The sequence below is a fragment of the Streptomyces sp. NPDC001890 genome, from assembly GCF_042891445.1.
Classification (GTDB): Bacteria; Actinomycetota; Actinomycetes; order Streptomycetales; family Streptomycetaceae; genus Streptomyces.
Genome location: NZ_JBIATE010000020.1, coordinates 85337 through 107036, shown reverse-complemented (window position 1 = coordinate 107036; position 21700 = coordinate 85337). Strand labels below are relative to the sequence as shown.

The window sequence follows — 21700 nt, the reverse complement described above, 5'->3', positions numbered from 1 at the left end:
GCCGGCCCGGGGTCAGGCCGGTGAGAAGAGGTGGTCGCTGATGAGCCGGGCGGCGCCGATCACTCCGGCGGCCGGCCCCAACTCGCCCAGCACGATGGGGAGATTGCCGGTGGCCAGCGGCAGCGACTGCCGGTAGACCTGGGTCCGGACGCTGGCGAGGAGGGTGTGGCCGAGGCCGGTCACACCGCCGCCGATCACCACCAGGCCGGGGTTGAAGAAGCTGACGAGTCCCGCGATGACCTGGCCGACCCGGTTGCCGCCTTCGCGGATCAGGTCGAGCGAGGTGGCGTCACCGGCGGCCGCGGCGGCCGCCACATCTGCGGCGGTGAGTTTCCCGGCCGCTTCGAGACGGCCGGCGAGCTCCGCCGACCGCCCGGTGCGGGCCGCGTCCTCGGCGTCGCGGGCGAGCGCGGCACCGCTGAAGTGGGCCTCCAGGCAGCCCCGGTTGCCACAGGCGCAGGCGCGCCCCTCGGGTTCCACCTGGATGTGGCCGATGTCTCCGGCGCTGCCCGTCGTACCGCGGTGGACATCGCCGCCGACGACGATGCCGCAGCCGATGCCGGTGCCGATCTTGACGCAGAGGAAGTCACCCACGGAGCGCGCGACGCCCGCGTGCTGCTCCCCCATCGCCATCAGGTTCACATCGTTGTCGACCATGACGGGGCAGCCCAGTTCCTGGCTGAGCGCCTCGCGGACCGGGAAGCCGTCCCAGCCGGGCATGATCGGCGGTGCGACCGGTACGCCTTCGGGGAAGCGGACCGGGCCGGGTACGCCGATGCCCGCGCCGTCGAATCCCTCGGCGAGCCCCGAGGCCCGGAGCTTGGCCGCCATGGACAGCACCTGCTCGAAGATGGCGACGGGGCCCTCGCGTACGTCCATCGGATGGTTGAGGTGGCCCAGTACCTCCAACTCGGCGTTGGTGACGGCCACATCGACGGATGTGGCTCCGATGTCCACGCCGAGGAAGCGCAGTTGCGGAGCGAGCCGGATGTTGTGCGAGCGACGCCCGCCGCGGGATGCGGCGAGGCCGTCGGCCACGACGAGTCCGGTCTCCAGCAGCCGGTCGACCTCGACGGCGAGCTTGGAGCGGGAGAGATCCACCTGATCCCCCAGCTGTGCCCGGGAGTTGGGCCCGCCGTCGCGCAACAGCCGCAGCAGTCGCGCCTGATGCGCATTCGCGGGTCGTGCAGTCATACGTCTCACGCGCCCCTCCCCGCCACATCGGCCTGTCCGTCGGGCTTTCGAGGGGAACGTAGCAGCGGTTGCCGGGAGTGGGAAGAAGTTGCGCAGGAATCCACTACAACTTTCTCCACACCGAGGACAAAGACGGGCGGTGGGTCACCGCCCCACCGGCCGGCCGGCTCGGCGCAGGATTCCGGCCTGCCGGGCGGCCCGCAGCCAGGACGGGAACTCCGACCGGCCCCGGTCGCACAGCTCCTGGTCGGAGATCTGTTCGATGTCGTCGACGGCGAAGAAACCGACGTTGTCGACCCGGCGGCCCGGCATGGTGTCGAACCGTTCCAGCACACCGTACTGAGAGCTGCCGAGTCCGACGAACTGCCAGAACACCGGCTCCGCGGCCGCCGCCCGCAGCTCCTGTTCGATCTCCCCGATGCGTCGAGGACGAGGACGACGCGTCGGCACCTTTGCCCCGTATCGTCACACCGGCAAGTGTGCCTGCCGTCCGGCACGCACACCCCGAGGGGGACGGTCCTCAGCCCTGGTCGCGCTGGTGGTACGCCCCGCGCGTGTGCTCCGTGTGGGAGCGCATGATCTCCGTGGCCCGCTGTCCGTCGCGCGCGGAGATCGCCTCGATGAGCGAGCGGTGCTCGATCCAGGACCGGGTGCCGCGTCGGCGGGCCACCGGGGTGTAGTACCAGCGGACGCGGCGGTCCACCTGGCCCGCGAGCTCGGCCAGGACGACGTTGCCCGCCAGCTCCATGACCTTGGCGTGGAAGGCCGCGTTGGTGGCGACCGCCAGGTCCACGTCGTCGGCGGCGACGGCCTGTTCGCCCTTGGCGCAGAGCTCCTCCAGGGCCGCGACGCCGGCCGCGTCGGCGTTGGCCGCGGCGAGACGGGCGGCCTCGGCCTCCAGCAGGGTGCGGACCGAGAGCAGCTGGTCCGCCTCCTCCTCCGTGGGTTCGTGCACGAACGCGCCCTGGGCGGGCCGGAGATCGACCCAGCCCTCGGTGTTCAGCCGCTGCAACGCCTCGCGCACCGGCTGGCGGGACACCCCGAGATGGCCTGCCAGCTCGCTCTCGACCAGGTGCTGGCCGGGGCGGAGCGCACGCGTCGTTATGAGTTCGAGCAGCGCCTCATACACGCGTTCGCGCAAGGGACCGGGCCGTTCCAGCTTCGGCACGGCCCCCTGCGGCAGTCCTGCGGACAACATCCCGGTCCCCCTCCAGCCGACGAGCACCCATTGCTTATCGTCTACAGTCTACCGAGCACGGCGCCCCTCAGGGACAGCGGATCACCTGACCCGCGTACGAGAGATTCCCGCCGAAGCCGAAGAGCAGAACCGGCGCGCCGCTGTCGACCTCGCCGCGTTCCACCAACTTGGACAGCGCCATCGGAATCGAGGCCGCGGACGTGTTGCCGGAATCCACGACATCCCTGGCGATGACCGCGTTGACCGCGCCGATCTTCCTGGCGACCGGTTCGATGATCCTCAGGTTGGCCTGGTGCAGCACCACCGCCCCCAGTTCCTCGGGCGCCACACCGGCCTTCTCGCACACCTTGCGGGCGATCGGCGGCAGCTGCGTGGTGGCCCAGCGGTAGACGGACTGCCCTTCCTGGGCGAACCGCGGCGGCGTCCCCTCGATCCGGACCGCGTTCCCCATCTCCGGCACCGAACCCCACAGCACGGGCCCGATCCCGGGCCGGCTCTCCGCGTCCGGCTCCGCGACGACGACCGCCGCTCCGGCACCGTCGCCGAGCAGGACACAGGTGCTGCGGTCGGTCCAGTCGGCGATGTCCGCCATCTTGTCGGCGCCGATGACCAGGACGCGTTCGGCGGCCCCGGCCCGGATCGCGTGGTCGGCGGTGGCGAGGGCATGGGTGAAGCCGGAGCAGACCACGTTGATGTCCATCACCGCGGGCGAGCCCATCCCGAGCCGGGCGGCGACCCGCGCCGACATGCTCGGCGAGCGGTCGATCGCGGTCGAGGTGGCGACCAGGACCATATCGACCTCGGCCGGCTGGAGCCCCGCCGCGGCCAGCGCCTTGGCCCCCGCGTGCGCCGCCATCTCGTCCACCGGCTCGCCCGGTCCGCCGACGTGGCGGGTCTTGATGCCGACGCGGCTGGTGATCCACTCGTCGCTGGTGTCGACCATGGCCGCCAGATCGTCGTTGGTCAGCACCTTGGCGGGCTGGTAGTGGCCGAGCGCCACGACACGTGAGCCGGTCATGTACGGGGTCCCCTCGCTACGTATGGCAGGAACCATCCAGTCTTGGTCGCTACCGCCCGGTACACGTGCACGTGTTCCCACAGGAATAGCACCCGACCGTTGGAGAGTTGACAACAGCCCTGACCCCACGAAAGGAATATTGCAGACAATATGCTGCCGACTGGCAGCTTCGGGCGGTGACCACCGCACTGCGCGCATGCTGCGCCACCGCCTGCGATGTCACACTCCAGGTGCAGGCTTCCACCACGTACAGAATCGGGTTCTACCGCCATGGGACGGGTCACCGAGCGCCGCCGCACCATCCGCATCCGGGACGGGGCCGTCTCCACCCGCCCCGACACCCTCGTCGCCGAGGAGCCCCTGGAGATCCGGCTGAACGGAAGGCCGCTCGCCATCACGATGCGCACACCGGGCGACGACTTCGCACTGGCGGCGGGGTTCCTGGTGAGCGAGGGCGTCATCGGTGACGGCTCCGAGGTGCAGTCGATCGTCTACTGCGCCGGAGCGACGGCCGACGGCGTCAACACGTACAACGTGGTGGACGTGAAGCTCGCCCCCGGCGTCGCGGTCCCCGACATCACGCTCGAACGCAATGTGTACACCACCTCGTCCTGCGGGCTCTGCGGCAAGGCGAGTCTCGACGCGGTACGCACCACGACCCGGCACCCGGTGGCCGACACTCCCCCGCTCCGGGTCGGACCGGCACTGCTCTCCGCCCTCCCCGACCGGCTGCGCGCCGCCCAGCGGGTCTTCGACCGGACCGGGGGGCTGCACGCGGCGGCACTGTTCTCCGAGACGGGCGAACTGCTCGACGTCCGGGAGGACGTCGGCCGGCACAACGCGGTCGACAAACTGGTCGGCCGGGCCCTGACCGACCACCGGCTGCCGCTGTCCCGGGCGATTCTCCTGGTGTCGGGGCGGGCCTCGTTCGAGCTGGCCCAGAAGGCGGTGATGGCCGGGATCCCGATGCTCGCGGCGGTCTCGGCACCGTCGTCCCTCGCCGTCGACCTGGCGGCCGAGACCGGACTCACCCTGGTGGGCTTCCTGCGGGGTCCGTCGATGAACGTGTACACCGGCGAGCACCGCATCGCCCTGGAGGCGACCGCGGTCCAGGACTGAGGCGACCGGCCCGCCCGGCGGAGCGTCCCCGGGCGGGCCGCGCCGTCAGCTCGCGACGGCGGGCCGGGGCGAAACCGCTCCGCTCACCGGCTGCTCCTCCGGCGCGTCGCGCGAGCGGCGCTTGGCGATCACCGCGCACACCATCAGCTGCATCTGGTGGAAGAGCATCAGCGGCAGCACGGCGAGGGACGCCTGCGCCCCGAACAGCACGCTCGCCATCGGCAGCCCCGAGGCCAGGCTCTTCTTCGAACCGGCGAACTGGATGGCGATCCGGTCCTCCCGGTCGAAGCCCAGCCGCTTCGCCCCGTACCAGGTCAGCGAGAGCATCAGCGCGAGCAGCAGCATCTCGGCGCCGAGCAGCGCCCCGAGCCGGGCCGGGGTGACCTGGTGCCAGATGCCCGCGACCATGCCCTCGCTGAAGGCCGTGTAGACGACGAGCAGGATCGAACCGCGGTCGACATAGCCGAGGACCTTCTTGTGGCGGGTGATGAAGCCGCCGATCCAGCGGCGCAGCAGCTGCCCGGCGACGAACGGCAGCAGCAGCTGCACGCCGATCTTCAGCAGCGCGTCCGCCGAGAATCCGCCGCCGTCGTTGCCGAGCAGGGCCGCCGCGAACAGCGGGGTGAGGAAGATCCCGGCGATCGAGGAGAAGGAGCCCGCGCAGATCGCCGCGGGCACGTTGCCGCGGGCGATCGAGGTGAAGGCGATCGACGACTGGATGGTCGACGGGACGAGGCAGAGGAAGAGGAAGCCGCTGTAGAGCTGCGGCGTCAGGACGTACGGAACCAGCCCCCGGCCCGCCAGCCCGAGCAGCGGGAACACCACGAAGGTGCAGATCAGCACGGTGAGATGGAGTCGCCAGTGCTTCAGTCCGTCCAGCGCCTCGGCGGTGGAGAGCCGGGCGCCGTACAGGAAGAAGAGGAAGGCGACCGCCCCGGTCGAGGCGCCGCCCGCCACGTCGGCGGCGGTCCCCGACGCGGGCAGTATCGCCGCGAGCCCGACGGTGCCGATCAGCGCCAGGATGTACGGGTCGAGCGGCAGCCAGGACGGCAGCTTCAGGGTGCGGCGGCTCATGTGCTCCACATGTTCTCTGTGTTCTCTCGATTCCGGTCGTGCCCACTCCATGCTGCTCCGGATCGGTGCGATCGGGAATCCCGCACACCGCTCTCACTGTCATCACGGTGCGCGATAGCCTGGTGTCATGTACGACCCCGCACAGCTGCGTACCTTTCTCGCCGTCGCCCAGACGCTGAGCTTCACCCGGGCCGCCCGCCGACTGGGGGTACGGCAGTCCACGGTGAGCCAGCATGTGCGGCGCCTGGAGGACGCGGCGGGGCGGCAGCTGTTCACCCGGGACACCCACCGGGTCGACCTCACGGTGGACGGCGAGGCGATGCTCGGCTTCGCCCGGACGATATTGGAGGCCCATGAGCGGGCCGCGGCGTTCTTCACCGGCACCCGGCTGCGCGGGCGGCTGCGCTTCGGGGCCTCCGAGGACTTCGTGCAGACCCGGCTGCCGGAGATCCTGGAGTCGTTCCGCCGCGACCACCCGGAGGTCGAGCTGGAGCTGACGGTGGAGCTCTCCGGGACGCTGCATCAGCGGCTCGCGGCCGGCCGTCTCGATCTGGTGCTCGCCAAGCGGCGCGCCGGTGACACGCACGGCGAGCTGGTCTGGCAGGACGCGCTGACCTGGATCGGCGCACCGCAGCTGCGGATCGACCCGGACCGTCCGGTTCCGCTGGTCCTCTTCCCGCCGCCGGGCATCACGCGGGCCCGCGCCCTGGAGGTGCTGGAGGAGCACGGCCGGTCCTGGCGGGTCGCCTGCACGAGCACCAGCCTGAGCGGGCTGATCGCGGCGGCCCACGCGGGGCTGGGCGTGATGGCCCACACCCGGGGGCTGATCCCGCCGGGCCTCGCGCAGCTGCCGGCCAGGGCGGGGCTGCCGGAACTGGGCGGGGTGGACTTCGTCCTGTCGCACGGCCGCCGTCGCGACGGGGCGCACGAGGCCGCGGACGCCCTGGCGGCGGCGATCCTGGCGGGCGGCGACCGGCTGATCCGGGGCGTCGGCACGATCGGGTCGATCAACGGCCGGGAGAGCGCATGACCGCCTGCGCGCACGGGAAGCAATGGACGGCACAGGTCGACGGGCACGAGGGGGACCGGCCCACCTGATTCGGGACGGATGAGGGCAGAACACCGCGCATGCGTCCGGAACGGGAGTGGGAGCGGCGTACAGATTCGGTGGAGATTCCGGTGGCTGCCGCTCACCCTACGTGTCCGGCCACGCCCGAGCCTTGCCCATCTGGCCGGATTTCGGTCACTGACCTGTGCATATGCCAGGTTGTCCACCGATGCGGGGCCCTCCCGCCGCGCCGCCCGGTGGGGTAGCGTCACGGCGCTGTGCGGAGCGCCACGAGGAGCAGGTCATTGCGCGAGTTCACTGTCCCACCCATGGCGGCCGCGCCCCTCGTGGGCGGCCTGGCCGATGTGGTGTTCGACCATGCCGAGGACGACCCGGACCGGGTCGCGCTCGGTCGGAAAGACGCGAGCGGACAATGGCGAGATGTCACCGCTGCGGCCTTCCGTGACGAGGTGCTGGCGCTGGCCAAGGGGCTGATCGCGCACGGTGTCAGGTTCGGCGACCGGGTCGCGCTGATGTCGCGCACGCGCTACGAGTGGACGCTCTTCGACCTCGCGCTGTGGACGGTCGGCGCCCAGTCCGTACCCGTCTATCCGACGTCCTCGGCCGAGCAGGTGCGGTGGATGCTGCACGACGCCGAGGTGTCGGCCGTCCTGGTCGAGCACGAGGACCACGCCATGACGATCGCCTCGGTGATCGACCGGCTGCCCGGACTCAAGCGGCTCTGGCAGCTGGACGCCGGCGCGGTGTCCGAGCTGGTCGAGGCGGGGGTGGACGTCGAGGACGAGGTGGTGCACCGCCACCGCCGCGCGGTGACACCCGATTCGGTGGCGACCGTCATCTACACCTCGGGAACGACGGGACGCCCCAAGGGCTGCGTGCTCACGCACGCCAATTTCATGTTCGAGACGGACACCATGGTCGCCCGTTGGAGGTCGGTCTTCCGCTCCAGGCCGGGTGACGAGGCGGCGACGCTGCTCTTTCTGCCACTGGCCCATGTCTTCGGACGGATGGTCGAGGTCGCGGCGATCCGCGGCCGGGTGCGGCTGGGCCATCAGCCGGAGATGTCGGCCAGGGCGCTGATGCCGGACCTGATGTCGTTCCGGCCGACGTTCATCCTGGCTGTCCCGTACATCTTCGAGAAGGTGTTCGACGCCGCCCGGCGCAAGGCCGAGGCGGAGGGCCGGATCGGGCCGTTCGACAAGGCCGTGGACATCGCGGTGAAGTACGCGGAGGCGCTGGAGGCACGGGCGTTCGGGACCGGTCCGGGGCCGTCCGCCGGACTGCGGATGCAGCACCAGTTCTTCGACAAGGTCGTGTACAAGAAGGTGCGCGACGCGATGGGCGGCCGGATACGGCACGCGATGTCCGGCGGTTCGGGGATGGAGCGGCGGCTCGGCCTGTTCTTCGGGGGCGCCGGCGTCACGGTGTACGAGGGCTACGGGCTGACCGAGTCGACCGCCGCGGCCACGGCCAATCCGCCGGAGCGCACCAGGTACGGCACGGTCGGGCTGCCGATCCCGGGGACGACGGTGCACATCGCCGAGGACGGCGAGGTGTGGCTGCACGGCGGCAATGTGTTCGGGGGCTATCTCGGCGACCCGAAGGCCACCGACGCGGTGCTGCGCGAGGGCTGGCTGGCCACCGGGGACCTCGGCTCGCTCGACGAGGACGGCTATCTGACGATCACCGGGCGGAAGAAGGAGATCCTGGTGACGTCGGGCGGCAAGAGTGTGTCGCCGGCCGGTCTGGAGGAGCGGGTGCGGGCGCATCCGCTGATCTCGCAGTGCATCGTGGTCGGCAACGACCGGCCGTACATCGCGGCCCTGGTCACGGTCGACCAGGAGGCGGTGGACCACTGGCTCACGATGCAGGGGCGGGCGCCGCTGAAGCCGGAGGAGCTGGTGCGCGACCCGGATCTGGAGACTGAGGTCCGGCGGGCGGTGGTGGCCGCGAACACGGCGGTCTCGCAGGCCGAGTCGATCCGTACGTTCCGGATCCTGGCGCACCCCTTCAGCGAGGAGCACGGTCTGCTCACCCCGTCGCTGAAGCTGAAGCGCCGGGCGATCGAGACGGCGTACGCGGCGGAGGTCGACGCGCTGTACCGCTGAGGCCCGGCGGGCCCCGGCGGTACAGCGCGTGCGGCAGCCCTCAGGTGATCGAGACGCGGAACAGCTTGTCCGAGCCGTCGGGTTCGTTCCCCTTGTTGTCGCAGTTGGTGGTGGAGAGCCAGAGCTGGTCCTGGCCGGGCACCCCGGTGACGGTGCGCAGCCTGCCGTACGTACCGACGTAGTACGCGCTCGGTGTGCCCAGCTCCTCGGTGTCACCGGTGATCGGCACCCGCCACAGCCGTTCGCCCTTGAGCGCGGCCATGTAGATGACGTTGCGGACGATGGCGATCCCGCTGGGCGAGGCCTCGGAGATGTTCCAGGTCTTCTTCGGGTTGGTCATGCCGGTGGTGGTGCAGGTGCCCTCGCAGACGGGCCAGCCGTAGTTCTTGCCCGGCTTGATCAGGTTGAGCTCGTCCTTCTTGCTGTCGCCGAACTCCGCTTCCCACAGACGGCCGTTGCGGTCGAAGGCGAGGCCCTGCGGATTGCGGTGTCCGTAGCTGTAGACGTAGTTGCCGAACGGGTTGCCGGGGGCGGCCCTGCCGTCCGTCGTCATCCGCAGGATCTTGCCGTTCAGCGAGTTCTTGTCCTGGGCCAGGTCGGGCGTCTGCGCCTCGCCGGTCGACGCGTACAGATAGCCGTCGGGGCCGAAGGCGAGCCGTCCGCCGTTGTGGTACCTGCTCTTCTTGATCCCCTGGAGCAGGACCTTGTACCCGCTGAGCGAGCCGCCGTCGTAGGTCATCCGGGCGACACGGTTGCCCTCGGAGGCGGTGTGCATGAAGTACACGTAGTGGTTGGCGGACCACTTCGGGTCGACGGCGACGCCGAGCAGTCCGCCCTCGCCGTCGGTGGTGACCGCCTCGGGTACGGTGCCGACCTGGGTCCGGCCGCCGTCGGGAGTGGCCTTGAGGACCTTGAAGCTGTCCCGTTCGGTCACCAGCGCGGACTTGCCGTCGGGCATCCAGTGGATGCCCCAGGGGATGGACCAGCCGCTGGAGACGGTGGTGATGCCGGAGGGCACCCCGCCGTCGGTGGCGCAGTCCGGGGTGGTGAAGGCGACCGTGTTGCTCGGTGGTGAGGCGTTGCCCGCCGTGTCCTTGGCGACGACGTCCAGGCTGTACGGGCTGGCGCAGGCGAGCCCGGTGAGCGTGGTCGTGGTGGCGGGCGGTGTGCCGGTCACGGTCTTGTAGACGGTGCTGCCGCTGCGTACCTCGTAGGCGGTGACGGCCTTGTCGTCCGTCGAAGCCCCCCAGCTCAGGGCGACGCTGTTCATGGTGAGGCCCGAGGTGGACAGGGTGCCGGGTGCCGAGGGTGCGGTGGTGTCGTCGCTCTTCGGGGTGGTGCAGTCCACGACGGGGCTGACCGACGACACGTTTCCGGCCGCGTCACGTGCGAACAGGCTGAGGTTGTAGGTGGTGTCGGCGCTGAGACCGGTCAGCTTCTTCGTGGTGGCGGTGCCCGGTGCCTCGCCGAACTTGTTGCCGTGTTCGTAGATGTCGTACGCGACGACGCCCACGTCGTCCGTGGCGGCTCCCCAGTTGAGGGTGAGGCCGTTCTCGTTGATCTCCGTGCAGTTGGGCGCCGTGGGTGCGGTGGGTGCCTCGGTGTCCGACGGGGTGACCGTGACGTCCAGGTAGTCAAGGTTGGGCAGCCCGTCGGCGGTCGTGGACGTCAGCCGGATCCTGTTGCCGCCCGCCTTGAGGGGGGTGGTCAGGGTGGAGGTGGCCCAGGTGTTCCAGTCGGTGGTGGTGTCGAAGGCACGGGCCGCCGAGACGACCGTGCCGCCCACGGCGACATCGGCGGGCCGGGCGTCCGCGGTGCCGTTGGAGTAGCGGATGGCGATCTTGCCGGTGCCGGCCGAGGCCGCGGTGACGGTGAACTCCACGTAGCTGCCGACGACGTTGTCGCCGTTGACGAATCCGCTGCCCGAGTAGCCGGAGTGGTTGGACTCGGCGGCGCCCTCGACGATGGTCGCGGACTCCGCCTCGTACCGCGCGGCGGCCGCGGATGCCGGCTGCGGGACGGCCTGCACCAGGGCGGTGCAGAGCAGTACGGCCGTGAGGACGGCCGCTGTCCGTCGTGACGTGGTGAGCGTCGCGATCTGCATCCGAACCTCCTTACGGGACCCAGTAGTTGCCGGACGCGACGATCATCGACTGGAGCTGGACGCTGCCGCCGTAGTAGAGATCCGGGTCGATGGAGGTGGTGGCGAGCTTGTTCCAGAGCGCGTCGAGCCAGGTCTGGGAGCCGGAGTCGGTCAGCGCGGTCACGACGAACGGGGCGGTGAACGCCATGTCGTTGCCGCTGTCGAACACCGAACCGTTGAGGTGGTAGCCGCTGGCGATCTTGTCCGGGTTCCCGCCCGTCCTGGTCTTGATCCAGGAGTTGAACCTGCGGGCCGAGGCGAGCGAGGCGCTGTCCCCGCTGGTGACGGCGTCGGCGCCGATGCGCCACGGGTCGCGGCAGGCGTTCCAGGAGTAGTCGCCGTCGTTGGGGCCCTCCAGCACCTCGCCCGGGGCGGGCCTGGCGGTGGTGTCGGTGTCGACGACGAAGTCGGCCAGCAGCCCTGTCGCGGGGGCGTACTCGGACTGCTGGGAGGTGATCAGGTTCTGGTGTGCGGTGCGCACGGTGTCCCAGGTGCTGTCACCGGTGGCGGCCTTGAAGGCGCGGAAGTGGTCGATCATCCAGTCCGAGGAGCGGGTCATCCAGTAGTGCTCCTCCTGCGAGTCCGACCAGTCGCCGAGCAGCATCAGGTGCGTGGTCGGGTTGACCTCGCTCTTCTTGATGGCGTTGATGTGTTTGACCGCGAGGCCCTTGTAGTCGTACGTGCCGGCGGATCCCCACTGCTTGTCGGCGAGGAGCAGCCCGTAGGCGACGTCGAGGTCCCCGTCGGTCGCGGAGTCGGAGCCGTCGACGCTCTTGCAGGAGGCGTCCTGTTCGGCGGCGAGGAGGTTGGCGTTGTTCACCGAGGGGTGCGCGAGCATGTACTTGACCAGGCCGTCGAAGACGGTCCTCGCCTCCGGGTCGGCGCCCGCCATCGTCGCGGTGACGACCATCCCGTAGCCCTGGGCCTCGGCCACGTAGGGGTGGTCGGCGTCCGGCGAGACGACCTCGTACCAGCCGTTGCCGCAGTTCTTCTTCACGAACGCGGACTTCCAGGCGTTGTAGGTCTTGATCACGGCCTGATCGAGCGACGCCTGCGTGCCCGATGGCTTCAGCGTCCCTGTGGCGTAGGGGACTTGGTGGCTGCCGAAGGGCACCGCGGGGGCGTCGGCGGCGGTGGCCTGCGGGAGATGGCCCAGCAGGGGCAGGAGCAGACAGCTGAGGCCCGTGAGAGCGGCGACCAAGCGGCGTGGGGGTGCGGCAGGGTGCACGGGTGATCCCTTCCGGTTCGATGTTAGGAAAGGTTCCTAACCGACACTGCATAGGATTCCCTGCGGAGCTTTCTGTCAATGCCCCGCGTGGGCCCAAATCTCTTGCGGGGTCGTCCGGTTGGACCGGGTGCGGGCGGTCCTCGCGGCTGGAACGGGCCGGTCAGAGCAGCTGGTAGCCGCGCATGCGGGTGAGCAGGAGATGGGTGTCCTGCAAGGATCCCGAGGTGTCGCCGAGCGACCGGTAGATGCCCCATTTGGGCCGTACCCGGTCGGCGAGGAGCGTGTCGACGCCGGACTTCGACCTGTCGATGACCGTGGTCGCCCCGTCCTTGAGGATCCAGCGGACCGAGCCCGCCGCCCCGTCACCGATCGTGATCCGGAAGTCGACGTCGATCCACTTGTCCTGGAGCGGTACGAGGTCGGTGCGGCCGACGAGGATGTCGGCGATGGTCAGCTTCAGCTCGATGGTCTGCACACCGTTCACCCGGCGCAGGGACTGCACGACGATCGGCGAGGTGCCGGTGCCCGGCTGCTTCATCTGCATGATGTGGGTGAAGCTGGTGGTCGCCTTCAGCGAGCCGGGGATGTACATGCGGTACGTGACCCGCCAGGTCTCCCCGGGGAGCCACTTGAGGTACGAACTCCCGCCGGTGCGCAGCCCGGTCACCTCCTGGCGCTGACGGTCCGTCGAGGTGTCGCGGTCGACGGTGTGCATGTTGAACCGGAAGTTTTCGCCCTCGGTGAGGATGTGCGGCTGTCCGGCCTGATGGGAGTCGGCGCGGTCGTCCTCGACGGTCTCGAAGGCGCCGAGTCCGCCGCCGCTCGCCGAGGGCGACCAGCGCAGTTTCCAGCTCGCCGCGTGCGCGGTGGCGTGGAGCCCGGCGGTGGCGGCGACGGCGCCGCCGACGGCCGCGCCGAGCAGAGCTCGCCTGGAAGGGTTCGTCACTTCGACCTCGCTCGGAGTCGTTTCGTTCGGAATCTCGGAGTTGTCGCAGGATCTCGGAGGTGCGCGTTCACAAGAGTGTCCGTTGTTCAGTGACGTGCCCAAGCGTCGCGTGCCGACGGGTCCCGGTCAATGGCCCGGACGGGAAAGGGGCCGGAGCGACGGCCGGGCGCCGAAGAGGCGATGGCGCAGCCGCGGAAGTCCGGGCGGCGGGGGAATGTCCGGCGGCCGGTGATCGTTGAGCCAGGGAGTACCAACCGACAACGTAAGGATCGACCGCACGTGAGCCAGGTCCCCTCCATCACTCTCAACAACGGCGTCGAGATGCCGCAGCTCGGTTTCGGTGTCTGGCAGGTGCCGGACGACGAGGCCACGAAGGCGGTCGCCACCGCGATCGAGTCCGGGTACCGGAGCATCGACACCGCCGCGATCTACGAGAACGAGCGGGGCACCGGCCGGGCGATCGCGGCCTCCGGTGTCGCGCGCGAAGAGCTGTTCGTCACCACGAAGCTGTGGAACAGCGAGCAGGGCCACGACTCGACCCTGCGCGCCTTCGACGCCTCGCTCGACAAGCTGGGGCTGGACTACGTGGATCTGTACCTGATCCACTGGCCGGTGCCGGCCAAGGACGCGTACGTCGACACGTACAAGGCGTTCGAGAAGATCCACGCCGACGGGCGCGCGAAGGCCATCGGCGTGTCGAACTTCCTCCCCGAGCACCTGGAGCGGCTGCTCGGCGAGACCTCCGTGGTCCCGGTGATCAACCAGATCGAGCTCCACCCGCAGCTCCAGCAGGCCGAGTCGCGCGCCTTCCACGCCAAGCACGGCATCGCGACCGAGGCGTGGTCGCCGCTGGGCCAGGGCAAGGGCCTGCTGGAGGTCCCGACGGTCGTCGCGATCGCCCGCAAGCACGACCGCACGCCCGCCCAGGTGGTGCTCCGCTGGCACCTCCAGACCGGCAACGTGGTGATCCCGAAGTCGGTGACGCCGTCCCGGATCGCGGAGAACATCGATGTGTTCGGCTTCGAGCTGGACGCCGACGACCTGGCCGCGTTCGCCGCGCTGGACGAGGGCAAGCGCCTCGGCCCGAACCCCGGCGAGTTCAACGTCGCCTGAACCACCGGCGAAACGGACCGCCGCCCGGCTGCCTGGCCGGGCGGCGGTCCGCCACGTGACACCCCTGGGACCGAAGGGACCGGAACATGAGCGGGGACACCTCGCCCGCCGTCGCGGCGGGCCGCTACCTGCTGCGCAATGTGGCCAGCGGGCTGCTGCTGGAGGTGCGCGGCTCCGCCAAGGGCGGCGGCGCCCCGGTCCAGCAGGGCCAGGAGAGCGGTTCGGCAGCCCAGCAGTGGCAGCTCTCGCCCGTGCACGAGGGTGCCGCGCTCCACTATCTGGTCAATGTCCACAGCGGAAAGCGTCTGGATGTCGCCAACGCCTCCACCGAGAACGGCGCCGTGATCCAGCAGTGGCGGGCCAACAACTACGGCGCCCAGGAATGGCTGATCGAGCGGCATCTGGAGGCGCCGGGGGTGGTGACCCTGGTCAGCTTCATCAGCGGGCTCGTCCTCGAAGTGGCCGACGGCAGCAAGGCCGACGGCGCGCGTGTCCAGCAGTGGGAGGACACCGACTCCCCCGGCCAGTGGTGGCGGTTGGAGCCGGTGCGGGACACCACCGGCGCATAGGCCGGATACAGGCCCGCACCGGGACGTGTGCGGCTGCGCGGACGCGTGCGGACCGCCGCTGCGGCGGCCCTTCGGGGCCGTCCCGTCCCGGGCCGTCACTCGCCTGGGTCAAGACGACCCGCCAACCCCCTGGCGGCTGGGACATGGGCGGCGTCTGCCGCGCCGACGCCACGTTCGGCCGCCCGGTCGCCGGGCCCTGCCAAGGGCCGTTCCCGGTCGGCTGGCAGAGCCTCGCCGTCCGGCTTTAGTATGACCTGGCAGGAGTTCAAACCTGTGGTTCGTCGTTCAGGTGAGGCTATCCGACCGGGTCGCCCCGGTCGGATAGCCTGGATGGAGCCCCGGCCCGATTACGGCGGGCCGGGGTTCTGTGTCACCTGAGTGACTCGGGTTTACCAGTCCTTGCCGCCGCGGTCGTCGTCGTAGTGACGGTCGATCACCCGGAAGCTGCCCACGACTCCGTTCTTGACCCAGACACCGCCCTCGACGTGGCCGGGGTGCACCCCGTTGCTGTTGCTGTGCGGTCCGACGGTGGCGATGGGGGCGCCGTTGTCGCAGGTGACCCCACGGAAGACCTCGACGGTGTGGCGGCTGTCGTTGCGGATGTTGAGGGTCTTCGAGCCGAGGCCGCTGACCACGGTCACGCAGCCGCCGCGCTCGTCGCTGTACGTCCGCTCGTTGATGTGGATACGGCCCTCGTAGTGGTCCCGGCCTCCGCCGTAGCCGCCACCACGCTCGTTGCCGCCCTTGCCCTCGTTGCCCTTGCCGACGTCGCCGCCGCCGAGAGCCGAAACGGGAGCAGCCTGCTGGACGGCCGGGGCCGCCGCCTGAGCCGGCTCGGAGGTGGCAGCCGAAGCGTAGGTGATGCCGGTGGCGGCGAGGGCCGCGGCGGCCGCGACCGCTGCCGTAACGATGGTGGAACGCGTAATCATGTCGCTTCTCCTGTCTCAGAGAGACCGACCGATGCGGTCGATCTGCGGATGAAATTACTGACGATCCGAATACGTGTCATTTCAGACACGTCGAAGGTTGACGCCCGAGCGCCAGTCGGGTTACACGAAATACGCAATATGCGATTTTCACATCATTAGATGAGTTTCAACTGACCCTGTTCACAGGGTCAGTTGACTCGCCATTAGCCTGCACAGGGGACTTTCTGATGGCCACTCACCCTGGCGGCAGTGTGTCTTGCCTTGACACGGGCCGGGCCAGACACTGATGCCGCAAAAGCCCAGGTCAGCTGTCCAGCCAGCGTCTGAGGTCCTCGGTGTGCTCACCGACACGCGGCGGCCGCCGTTCGTAGCGCGGCGGGGTGCGGGACAGCCCGATGGGGTTGGCCACCAGGCGCATGGGGTCGTCGGGGTCCGCGTCGGCCGGTGTGACCCGCGGCGACAGGCCCAGACGCTCGGCGAGATCGAAGGCTCCCGCGAGGTCGTTGACCGGGCCGCAGGGCACCCCGAGCGGGGTCAGCAGGGCGAACCACTCGGCCGCGGTGCGCGTGGCGAGCCGCGGGGACATCTCCTCGGCCAGCGCGTCGACGTGTGCCACCCGGTCCGCGTTCGAGACGAACCGGGGGTCGGCGGCCAGCTCCTCGGCGCCCAGGCCCCGGCACAGGGACCGGAACTGCCGGTCGTTCCCGACGGCGACCACCAGCGGCCGGTCCGCCGCCCGGTAGACCTCGTACGGGGCGATGGACGGGTGACGGTTGCCGAGGATGCCCGGCACCTGACCGGCCAGGGTGTAGCCACCAGCCTGGTTCACCATGCTCGACAGCAGCGAGGACAGCAGATCGACCTCGACGTGCTGGCCCTCACCGGTCGCGTCGCGGTGGCGCAACGCCGCCATGACGCCCACGGCCGCGTGCAGTCCGGTGAGCACGTCGACGAGCGCCACACCCGTCTTGACGGGCTGTCCCGGTGCGGGCCCGGTGACGCTCATCAGCCCGCCGACCGCTTGCAGCAGCAGGTCGTAGCCGGGCAGCCCGGCGCCTTCGCCGGATCCGAATCCGGTCACCGAGCAGTAGACGATGCCGGGGTTGAGCGCCTCGGCCTGCGCGTAGGAGAGTCCGTACTTGTCCATCGTGCCGGGGCGGAAGTTCTCGAAGAGCACATCGGCGCGGCGCACCAGCGCATGGGCGTCGCGGCGCCCTTCCGGCGTGCCGAGATCGATGGCGAAGGACCGCTTGTTGCGGTTCACGGACAGGAAGTACGTCGACTCCCCATGGGCGTGGGGCGGTCCCCAGGCCCGGGTGTCGTCGCCCGCGCCGGGACGCTCCACCTTGATGACGTCGGCGCCGAGGTCCGCGAGGAGCATCGTGGCGTACGGGGCGGCCAGCACCCGCCCGAAGTCGGCGACCACGACGCCCGACAGGGGGCCGGGAACGGGCGTGCCCGCCGGGCGACCGTCCGGCAGCCGCGTCCGCGACGGGGAGTCCGGCGGGGTCGATCCGGTGTCCGGGGTGGCTGGGGTGTGCTGCATTCGACTCCCTCTCGACAAGGCCTGTCACGCGCCGGGCCGCTGCCGGCCGCGATCGCGAAGCCTCATCCTGGGCATGCCGCACACCCCGTGCCAGTGGACGAGATGTCCTGTCCGGACCCCGCGTACCACTCCAATCCGTCGATGGGCCGCGGGCGGGGGATCCGGTCGGCGTCAGGCCCGGCGGCCCAGGTGCACGGTCCGCGCCGAGAGCAGGAAGACATCGGGGCGCCGGCGCAGTCCGGCCGGGTCCTCGGGGTCGAGCAGCCGGTCGAGTACGGCGATGTCCTCGGCCGAGAGGTCGTCCTCGAACATCTCGCGGCGACGGGTGAGCTCGGCGACGACATGGTCGCGGGCCCGGTCGGGGAGGGGCGCCGGAAGGTCGAGCAGGAAGCTGCGGGTGCCCTGCGGCTCCAGCCCCACGGCGGTGAACAGGGCGCTCCAGTCCTCGGTCTCCCGCTTGGTGCCGGGCAGTGCGGCCCGCATGTTCTCGAACCGGTCCGCGTTGATCGCTTCGAGCCTGGCCTCCAGGCCGGGCCGCCCCATGCCGATGTCGCGCGGGAGGCGGCGGGGCTGCAGACCGCCCTCGGCCAGGGCGATCGTTCCGCCGGGGCGCAGCAGTGCGGCGAATCCGGCGAGGACGGCGCGCTGGTCCCCCATGTGGTGCAGGGCGTTGCCGGCCCAGATGAGGTCCGCCTCGCCGAGCCCTTCGAGGTCGTCGGGGATCTCGGCGTGCCGGGTGCCGACCCGGTCGCCGAGGCCGAGCCGTTCGGCGCGGGCGCGGGTGCGTTCCAGGAGTGCCGCGGTGCCGTCGACGGCGACGACCTCCGCCTCGGGGAACACCTCGGCGAGCAGGCAGGCGATGACGCCCGGCCCGCTGCCGATGTCGAGCACCCTGCGCACCTTCGGTGCCGTGGGAAGCCCGGCGATCCAGCGGGCGGCCTCCTCGTACTGCGGCCGGCTGATCTCGGCCTCCTGCTCCAGCATCGGCCCCATGACGTCCCAGTCGAGGTCGCCGTGGTCGTGGTCGTGGTGATGTCCCTGCGGGGCGCCATGGTGGTGGCCGTGACCGGTGGGCTGACTCACGTGATCGGTGTGCTGACTCATGGGGACAGCCTCACCCCCGGTCGAGCCTCCTGGCAAGTTTCGTTGCCGGTTCAGCAAGTCATACGCATGACGCGTCATGGCTCCCCCGCACAGCACCCCCTTCACGCGTCAAGCAGCTCGGGGCCGGGACTCCCCCGGGGCGCGACAGCCTTCCACCCGAGGAGAGATTCCCCCTGATGGGCGGGGCAGGCGAGGGCCAGGCGCCACGAGCACCACCCCCGCGCGGGCCTTAGCGCGCTAATTCATCGCCCAACAAGCCTGCACGGCAGGGGTGTTGACGCGTCAATACCGAGCCCATACGGTGCACTCGCCCGCCCCCATCGAGCCGACGCCGGAGCGTACCCATGAAGCGCCGCACCTTCCTTGCCGGAACCGCCGCCGTGTCCGCACCGGCCGTCGCCCTGTCCGGGGCGGCACCCGCCGTCGCCGCGCCCGCCCCGGGCGACGACGCCTCCGACGCCGGGGCCGTGCGCCTCGTCATCGACGGCGTATCGCACGACCTGCCGCCGACCACACTGCACAACACCACGCTCGCGGCCACCGGCACGGCCGGGCAGGCGCGCGTCACCATGGCCGGCACGTACAGCGAGTTCTCGGTGGCCTTCCCGAGCCCGTACGTACCCGGCCTCGCCCGGGTGTCGGTCTGGCTCACCGGGGTCACGCCGAAGAAGGGCAACCTCTGGCTGAAGCTCTTCGACGGGGACAGCGAGGAGTGGGGGACGCTCGCGAGCAGGGTCGACCCGGCCGGATTCGACGGGCGGACCAGGGTCACCTTCGAACCTCAGCGACTGGCCCGGATGACGTGGAGCGGAAAGGGAGACGGCCGGCTCACCCGCCCGCTGCGCCGGCTCGTGCTCGTGTTCTTCCCCGACGACAAGCAGTCGCCCGATCCGCTCGTGCTCGACGTGGACCGGGTGGAGGTGGTCGGCGACGGCGGGCCGGTGGCCGGCTGGAGCCGGGCCGGCGCACTGGAACTGACCAGCGGCGCCGACCGGGTCCTCATCGACGGTCGCGGCCGGCTGCTCGACTGGACGTCCGGCGGCCGGGCCCAGTCCCCCGGTGTGCTGCCGCTCGCCGTCTACTACGACAACGGCACCGGCGTCTTCTCCGACGAGGCCACGGCCGAGGTCGCCCGGGTCGCCGCCGACGAGGCCAGGATCGGGCTCACCGTGCCCGGGTTCTTCGCCGCCGAGGTGGCGGTACGGCTCCGTGCGGGCCGCCTGGAACTGCGCCCCACCGCCATCCGGAACCTCTGGACCCGGCCCGTCCTCCGGGTCGCCTGCCCCGAGGTCGCGTACCGGACCATCCCCGCGGAGGGCACCATGCTAGGCATCGCGCCGAAATGGGGCGGGATGGCGCACACCCGGCCGGTGCTCGCCGGCGGCTTCTACGCCAACTACGGCATGCCGACCGCGACCCACGACCTGATCCTGTTCGAGGAGGACGACTCCGCGCTCGGCGTGTACTGCGTACAGCCCGCGAGCGGGAAGCCCTACCGGCCGACGCAGTTCGGCTTCGTGGGTGCCCGCGCCCGCGAGGAGGCCCTGACCGGGCTGATGCACCGGGTGGACGCCTGGATCGCCCCCGGCGGGTCCGGGGACCTGCCGGCGACCCGGCTGGCCGCCGGAGGCACCGCGTTCGACCTGTTCGCGGCCTACCGGGCGGACAACGCGATGGACTCCTGGCGCGGGCTGCCGGACAAGCTCGGCCCGCGGCTGCGCGCGGGGCTGCCCGACGCGGTGCACCTCAAGGTGGACCTGTGGCAGCCGACCGGCGGCACCCGGGCCACGGGCCGGCCGGAAGCAGCCCTCGAATACCTGCGTGCCGTGCCCGGCGGCCCGTACAGCGTCGAGCTGGCCAGTTACTACTCCGACGGACAGCACGACCACCACTACCCGGACTTCCTCACCTTCGACTACCTCGGCGGGCCCGCGGAGTTCCAGCGCCTCATCGACACCGTCCACGACGGCGGGCACTACGCCAGCGCGTACACCAACCCCACCTGGTGGCACCCCGACAGCCGGGCGGTCGCGGAGCTCGGCGGCGTCGAGCGGATCGGGATCCGCGACGGGCGCGGCAAGCTCGTCACCAAGACGCACACCGCCAGCCTCGGGTATCTCATCGGCGGCTGGCGGAAGGCGCCCCGGGCGCTGATCCTCGACCAGCTCCGCACGTTCCGCGACACCTACGGACTGGACATGATGTTCCAGGACGAGATCGCGCGCCGGGAGTACGACTACGCGGCCGACTTCTGCGCGCCGCCGTACGCGTACTGCGAGGAGCTGGTGGAGCAGACCGCGCAGTCCGCCGCGATCCTGCCGATCGGCACCGAGGGGGTCGGCGGGGACCGGCTCTTCCAGACCCTGGCGTCCAGCCTCGGCTTCTACCTGAACACCATGCAGGCAGACCGGGCCAACACGTACGACGGCCCGAACCGCAACGGCGTCCTCGTGCAGCAGTGGCCGCTGGGGACCGCCGTCATGCACGACAAGGTCGCGTTCTACCCGCACAACCTCGACCGCGGCGTCGACACCACCGAGAACCTGAGCTGGGCGCTGGCCTTCGGCCTCAATCTGCACTACCAGGCCCAGCACATGGAGCGGGACTTCATGGCGGGGCGCGGATTCGAGATGCTCAAGGGGCTGTCGCTGGTCCAGAGGCGGGTCGCCGGCCGGTGTTTCGGGAAGGCGATGACGGCGTTCCGGTACCTCACCGAGGATCTGAAGGTGTCGCGGACGGTGTTCGACGGGGGCGTGGAGATCGTCGCCAGCCACGACATCCAGCCCCGCGCGCTGCCGCTGCCCGGCACCCCGGGCACCGTGACCGTCGCGCCGCACGGCTTCGTCGCCTCCGAACACGGGACCCCGACGTACGCGCTGATCGACGACGCGCACCACCGGCCCGGCTATCTCGCGCGCTGGAAGGACGGCCGGTTCGTTCCCGAACTCGCCTGGTACCCGGCGGATCTGGCGGGGTACCGGTCCGACACGATCCACGCCGACCTGCGGCTCACCGCCACGCCGGCCGAACTCCCCGCCGCCGGTTCCACCCGGGCGGCGCTGACCCTCGCCGCCTGGGACGGCACGCCGGTCGACCTGACCGGCGCCGACATCGACTGGGAACTGGAGGGCCGGCCGATCGCCCACCTCGTGACCGACGCCGACGGCAGTGTGTGGCTCGCGCCCGACCCCGGGGGTGCCACCGGGTGGGTCACGGTCCGCGCGGTCGTCACCCGGGACGGGATACCGGCGTACAGCGGCGTGCAGCTGGTCGAGCTCACCGCCGGGTGACCGGGCACGGACCGGGTCCGTCCTTCCCTGTTTCGGACAGACCGTCACCCAA

The 21700-nt window shown here is 70.7% G+C and carries 16 protein-coding genes and 1 pseudogene; 6 read left to right on the top strand and 11 right to left on the bottom strand.

The features are described 5' to 3' along the window. Positions 1-12: 12 nt before the first annotated feature. From ACFYY1_RS33370 to ACFYY1_RS33355, 4 genes and pseudogenes are all read right to left on the bottom strand, one after another. Complete coding sequence (locus tag ACFYY1_RS33370) at positions 13-1194, bottom strand: ROK family transcriptional regulator (RefSeq protein WP_356086781.1); 1182 nt, start codon at positions 1192-1194, stop codon at positions 13-15. 144 nt (positions 1195-1338) lie between these two features. Beyond that, positions 1339-1617, bottom strand: a pseudogene (locus ACFYY1_RS33365) (VWA domain-containing protein); the annotation flags it as partial. 97 nt (positions 1618-1714) lie between these two features. Next, positions 1715-2392: a GntR family transcriptional regulator gene (locus ACFYY1_RS33360; protein ID WP_388592196.1), complete on the bottom strand. Its 678-nt coding sequence runs from the start codon at positions 2390-2392 to the stop codon at positions 1715-1717. A 67-nt stretch (positions 2393-2459) separates the two neighbouring features. Further along, positions 2460-3410 carry a beta-ketoacyl-ACP synthase III gene (locus ACFYY1_RS33355; RefSeq protein ID WP_388592194.1) on the bottom strand — a complete coding sequence of 317 codons (951 nt, stop codon included), beginning with the start codon at positions 3408-3410 and terminating at the stop codon, positions 2460-2462. Between the two features lie 270 nt (positions 3411-3680). Between ACFYY1_RS33355 and fdhD the strand changes: the two genes are divergently transcribed. Beyond that, positions 3681-4529, top strand: coding sequence for a formate dehydrogenase accessory sulfurtransferase FdhD (gene fdhD, locus ACFYY1_RS33350; RefSeq protein ID WP_388592193.1), 849 nt, complete (start codon positions 3681-3683; stop codon positions 4527-4529). A 45-nt stretch (positions 4530-4574) separates the two neighbouring features. Here the strand turns inward: fdhD and ACFYY1_RS33345 are convergent, their stop codons facing one another. Continuing rightward, on the bottom strand, positions 4575-5603 hold the full coding sequence (locus ACFYY1_RS33345; protein WP_388592191.1) for a bile acid:sodium symporter family protein: 1029 nt from the start codon (positions 5601-5603) through the stop codon (positions 4575-4577). A gap of 127 nt (positions 5604-5730) precedes the next feature. On the opposite strand from ACFYY1_RS33345, the gene ACFYY1_RS33340 reads away from it, so the two are divergent. Together ACFYY1_RS33340 and ACFYY1_RS33335 are read left to right on the top strand one after the other, a co-directional pair. Further along, on the top strand, positions 5731-6633 hold the full coding sequence (locus ACFYY1_RS33340; protein WP_388592190.1) for a LysR family transcriptional regulator: 903 nt from the start codon (positions 5731-5733) through the stop codon (positions 6631-6633). Between the two features lie 347 nt (positions 6634-6980). Then, on the top strand, positions 6981-8780 hold the full coding sequence (locus ACFYY1_RS33335) for an AMP-dependent synthetase/ligase (protein ID WP_388592188.1): 1800 nt from the start codon (positions 6981-6983) through the stop codon (positions 8778-8780). A gap of 40 nt (positions 8781-8820) precedes the next feature. On the opposite strand, the gene ACFYY1_RS33330 is transcribed toward ACFYY1_RS33335, so the two are convergent. From ACFYY1_RS33330 to ACFYY1_RS33320, 3 genes are all read right to left on the bottom strand, one after another. Further along, complete coding sequence (locus ACFYY1_RS33330) at positions 8821-10884, bottom strand: PQQ-dependent sugar dehydrogenase (protein WP_388592186.1); 2064 nt, start codon at positions 10882-10884, stop codon at positions 8821-8823. 10 nt (positions 10885-10894) lie between these two features. After that, entirely contained in the window at positions 10895-12151 is a 1257-nt protein-coding gene (locus tag ACFYY1_RS33325; protein WP_388592184.1) for a glycosyl hydrolase family 8, read from the bottom strand. A 160-nt stretch (positions 12152-12311) separates the two neighbouring features. Continuing rightward, complete coding sequence (locus ACFYY1_RS33320) at positions 12312-13097, bottom strand: Tat pathway signal sequence domain protein (protein WP_388592182.1); 786 nt, start codon at positions 13095-13097, stop codon at positions 12312-12314. A 279-nt stretch (positions 13098-13376) separates the two neighbouring features. On the opposite strand from ACFYY1_RS33320, the gene ACFYY1_RS33315 reads away from it, so the two are divergent. Further along, positions 13377-14210, top strand: a complete 834-nt coding sequence (locus ACFYY1_RS33315; RefSeq protein WP_388592180.1) for an aldo/keto reductase — start codon at positions 13377-13379, stop codon at positions 14208-14210. Between the two features lie 86 nt (positions 14211-14296). Beyond that, a complete protein-coding gene (locus ACFYY1_RS33310) occupies positions 14297-14779 on the top strand; it encodes an RICIN domain-containing protein (protein ID WP_388592178.1) in 483 nt (160 codons plus the stop codon). Positions 14780-15168: 389 nt separating this feature from the next. Here ACFYY1_RS33310 and ACFYY1_RS33305 read toward each other — a convergent pair whose 3' ends face one another. From ACFYY1_RS33305 to ACFYY1_RS33295, 3 genes are all read right to left on the bottom strand, one after another. Beyond that, entirely contained in the window at positions 15169-15708 is a 540-nt protein-coding gene (locus ACFYY1_RS33305) for a hypothetical protein (protein WP_388592176.1), read from the bottom strand. Between the two features lie 304 nt (positions 15709-16012). Beyond that, positions 16013-17254, bottom strand: a complete 1242-nt coding sequence (locus ACFYY1_RS33300) for a CaiB/BaiF CoA transferase family protein (RefSeq protein ID WP_388592175.1) — start codon at positions 17252-17254, stop codon at positions 16013-16015. A gap of 171 nt (positions 17255-17425) precedes the next feature. Next, on the bottom strand, positions 17426-18337 hold the full coding sequence (locus ACFYY1_RS33295) for a class I SAM-dependent methyltransferase (protein WP_388592268.1): 912 nt from the start codon (positions 18335-18337) through the stop codon (positions 17426-17428). 365 nt (positions 18338-18702) lie between these two features. Between ACFYY1_RS33295 and ACFYY1_RS33290 the strand changes: the two genes are divergently transcribed. Continuing rightward, positions 18703-21648 (top strand): hypothetical protein, encoded by a 2946-nt coding sequence (locus ACFYY1_RS33290; protein ID WP_388592173.1) that lies wholly within the window; start codon positions 18703-18705, stop codon positions 21646-21648. Positions 21649-21700: the final 52 nt, after the last annotated feature.

Bases quoted from the DNA above. Each gene is read 5' to 3' on its own strand.
- ACFYY1_RS33370 (WP_356086781.1), bottom strand. From the start codon at position 1,194: ATGACTGCACGACCCGCGAATGCGCATCAGGCGCGACTGCTGCGGCTG.
- ACFYY1_RS33360 (WP_388592196.1), bottom strand. From the start codon at position 2,392: ATGTTGTCCGCAGGACTGCCGCAGGGGGCCGTGCCGAAGCTGGAACGG.
- ACFYY1_RS33355 (WP_388592194.1), bottom strand. From the start codon at position 3,410: ATGACCGGCTCACGTGTCGTGGCGCTCGGCCACTACCAGCCCGCCAAG.
- fdhD (WP_388592193.1), top strand. From the start codon at position 3,681: ATGGGACGGGTCACCGAGCGCCGCCGCACCATCCGCATCCGGGACGGG.
- ACFYY1_RS33345 (WP_388592191.1), bottom strand. From the start codon at position 5,603: ATGAGCCGCCGCACCCTGAAGCTGCCGTCCTGGCTGCCGCTCGACCCG.
- ACFYY1_RS33340 (WP_388592190.1), top strand. From the start codon at position 5,731: ATGTACGACCCCGCACAGCTGCGTACCTTTCTCGCCGTCGCCCAGACG.
- ACFYY1_RS33335 (WP_388592188.1), top strand. From the start codon at position 6,981: ATGGCGGCCGCGCCCCTCGTGGGCGGCCTGGCCGATGTGGTGTTCGAC.
- ACFYY1_RS33330 (WP_388592186.1), bottom strand. From the start codon at position 10,884: ATGCAGATCGCGACGCTCACCACGTCACGACGGACAGCGGCCGTCCTC.
- ACFYY1_RS33310 (WP_388592178.1), top strand. From the start codon at position 14,297: ATGAGCGGGGACACCTCGCCCGCCGTCGCGGCGGGCCGCTACCTGCTG.
- ACFYY1_RS33305 (WP_388592176.1), bottom strand. From the start codon at position 15,708: ATGATTACGCGTTCCACCATCGTTACGGCAGCGGTCGCGGCCGCCGCG.
- ACFYY1_RS33300 (WP_388592175.1), bottom strand. From the start codon at position 17,254: ATGCAGCACACCCCAGCCACCCCGGACACCGGATCGACCCCGCCGGAC.
- ACFYY1_RS33290 (WP_388592173.1), top strand. From the start codon at position 18,703: ATGAAGCGCCGCACCTTCCTTGCCGGAACCGCCGCCGTGTCCGCACCG.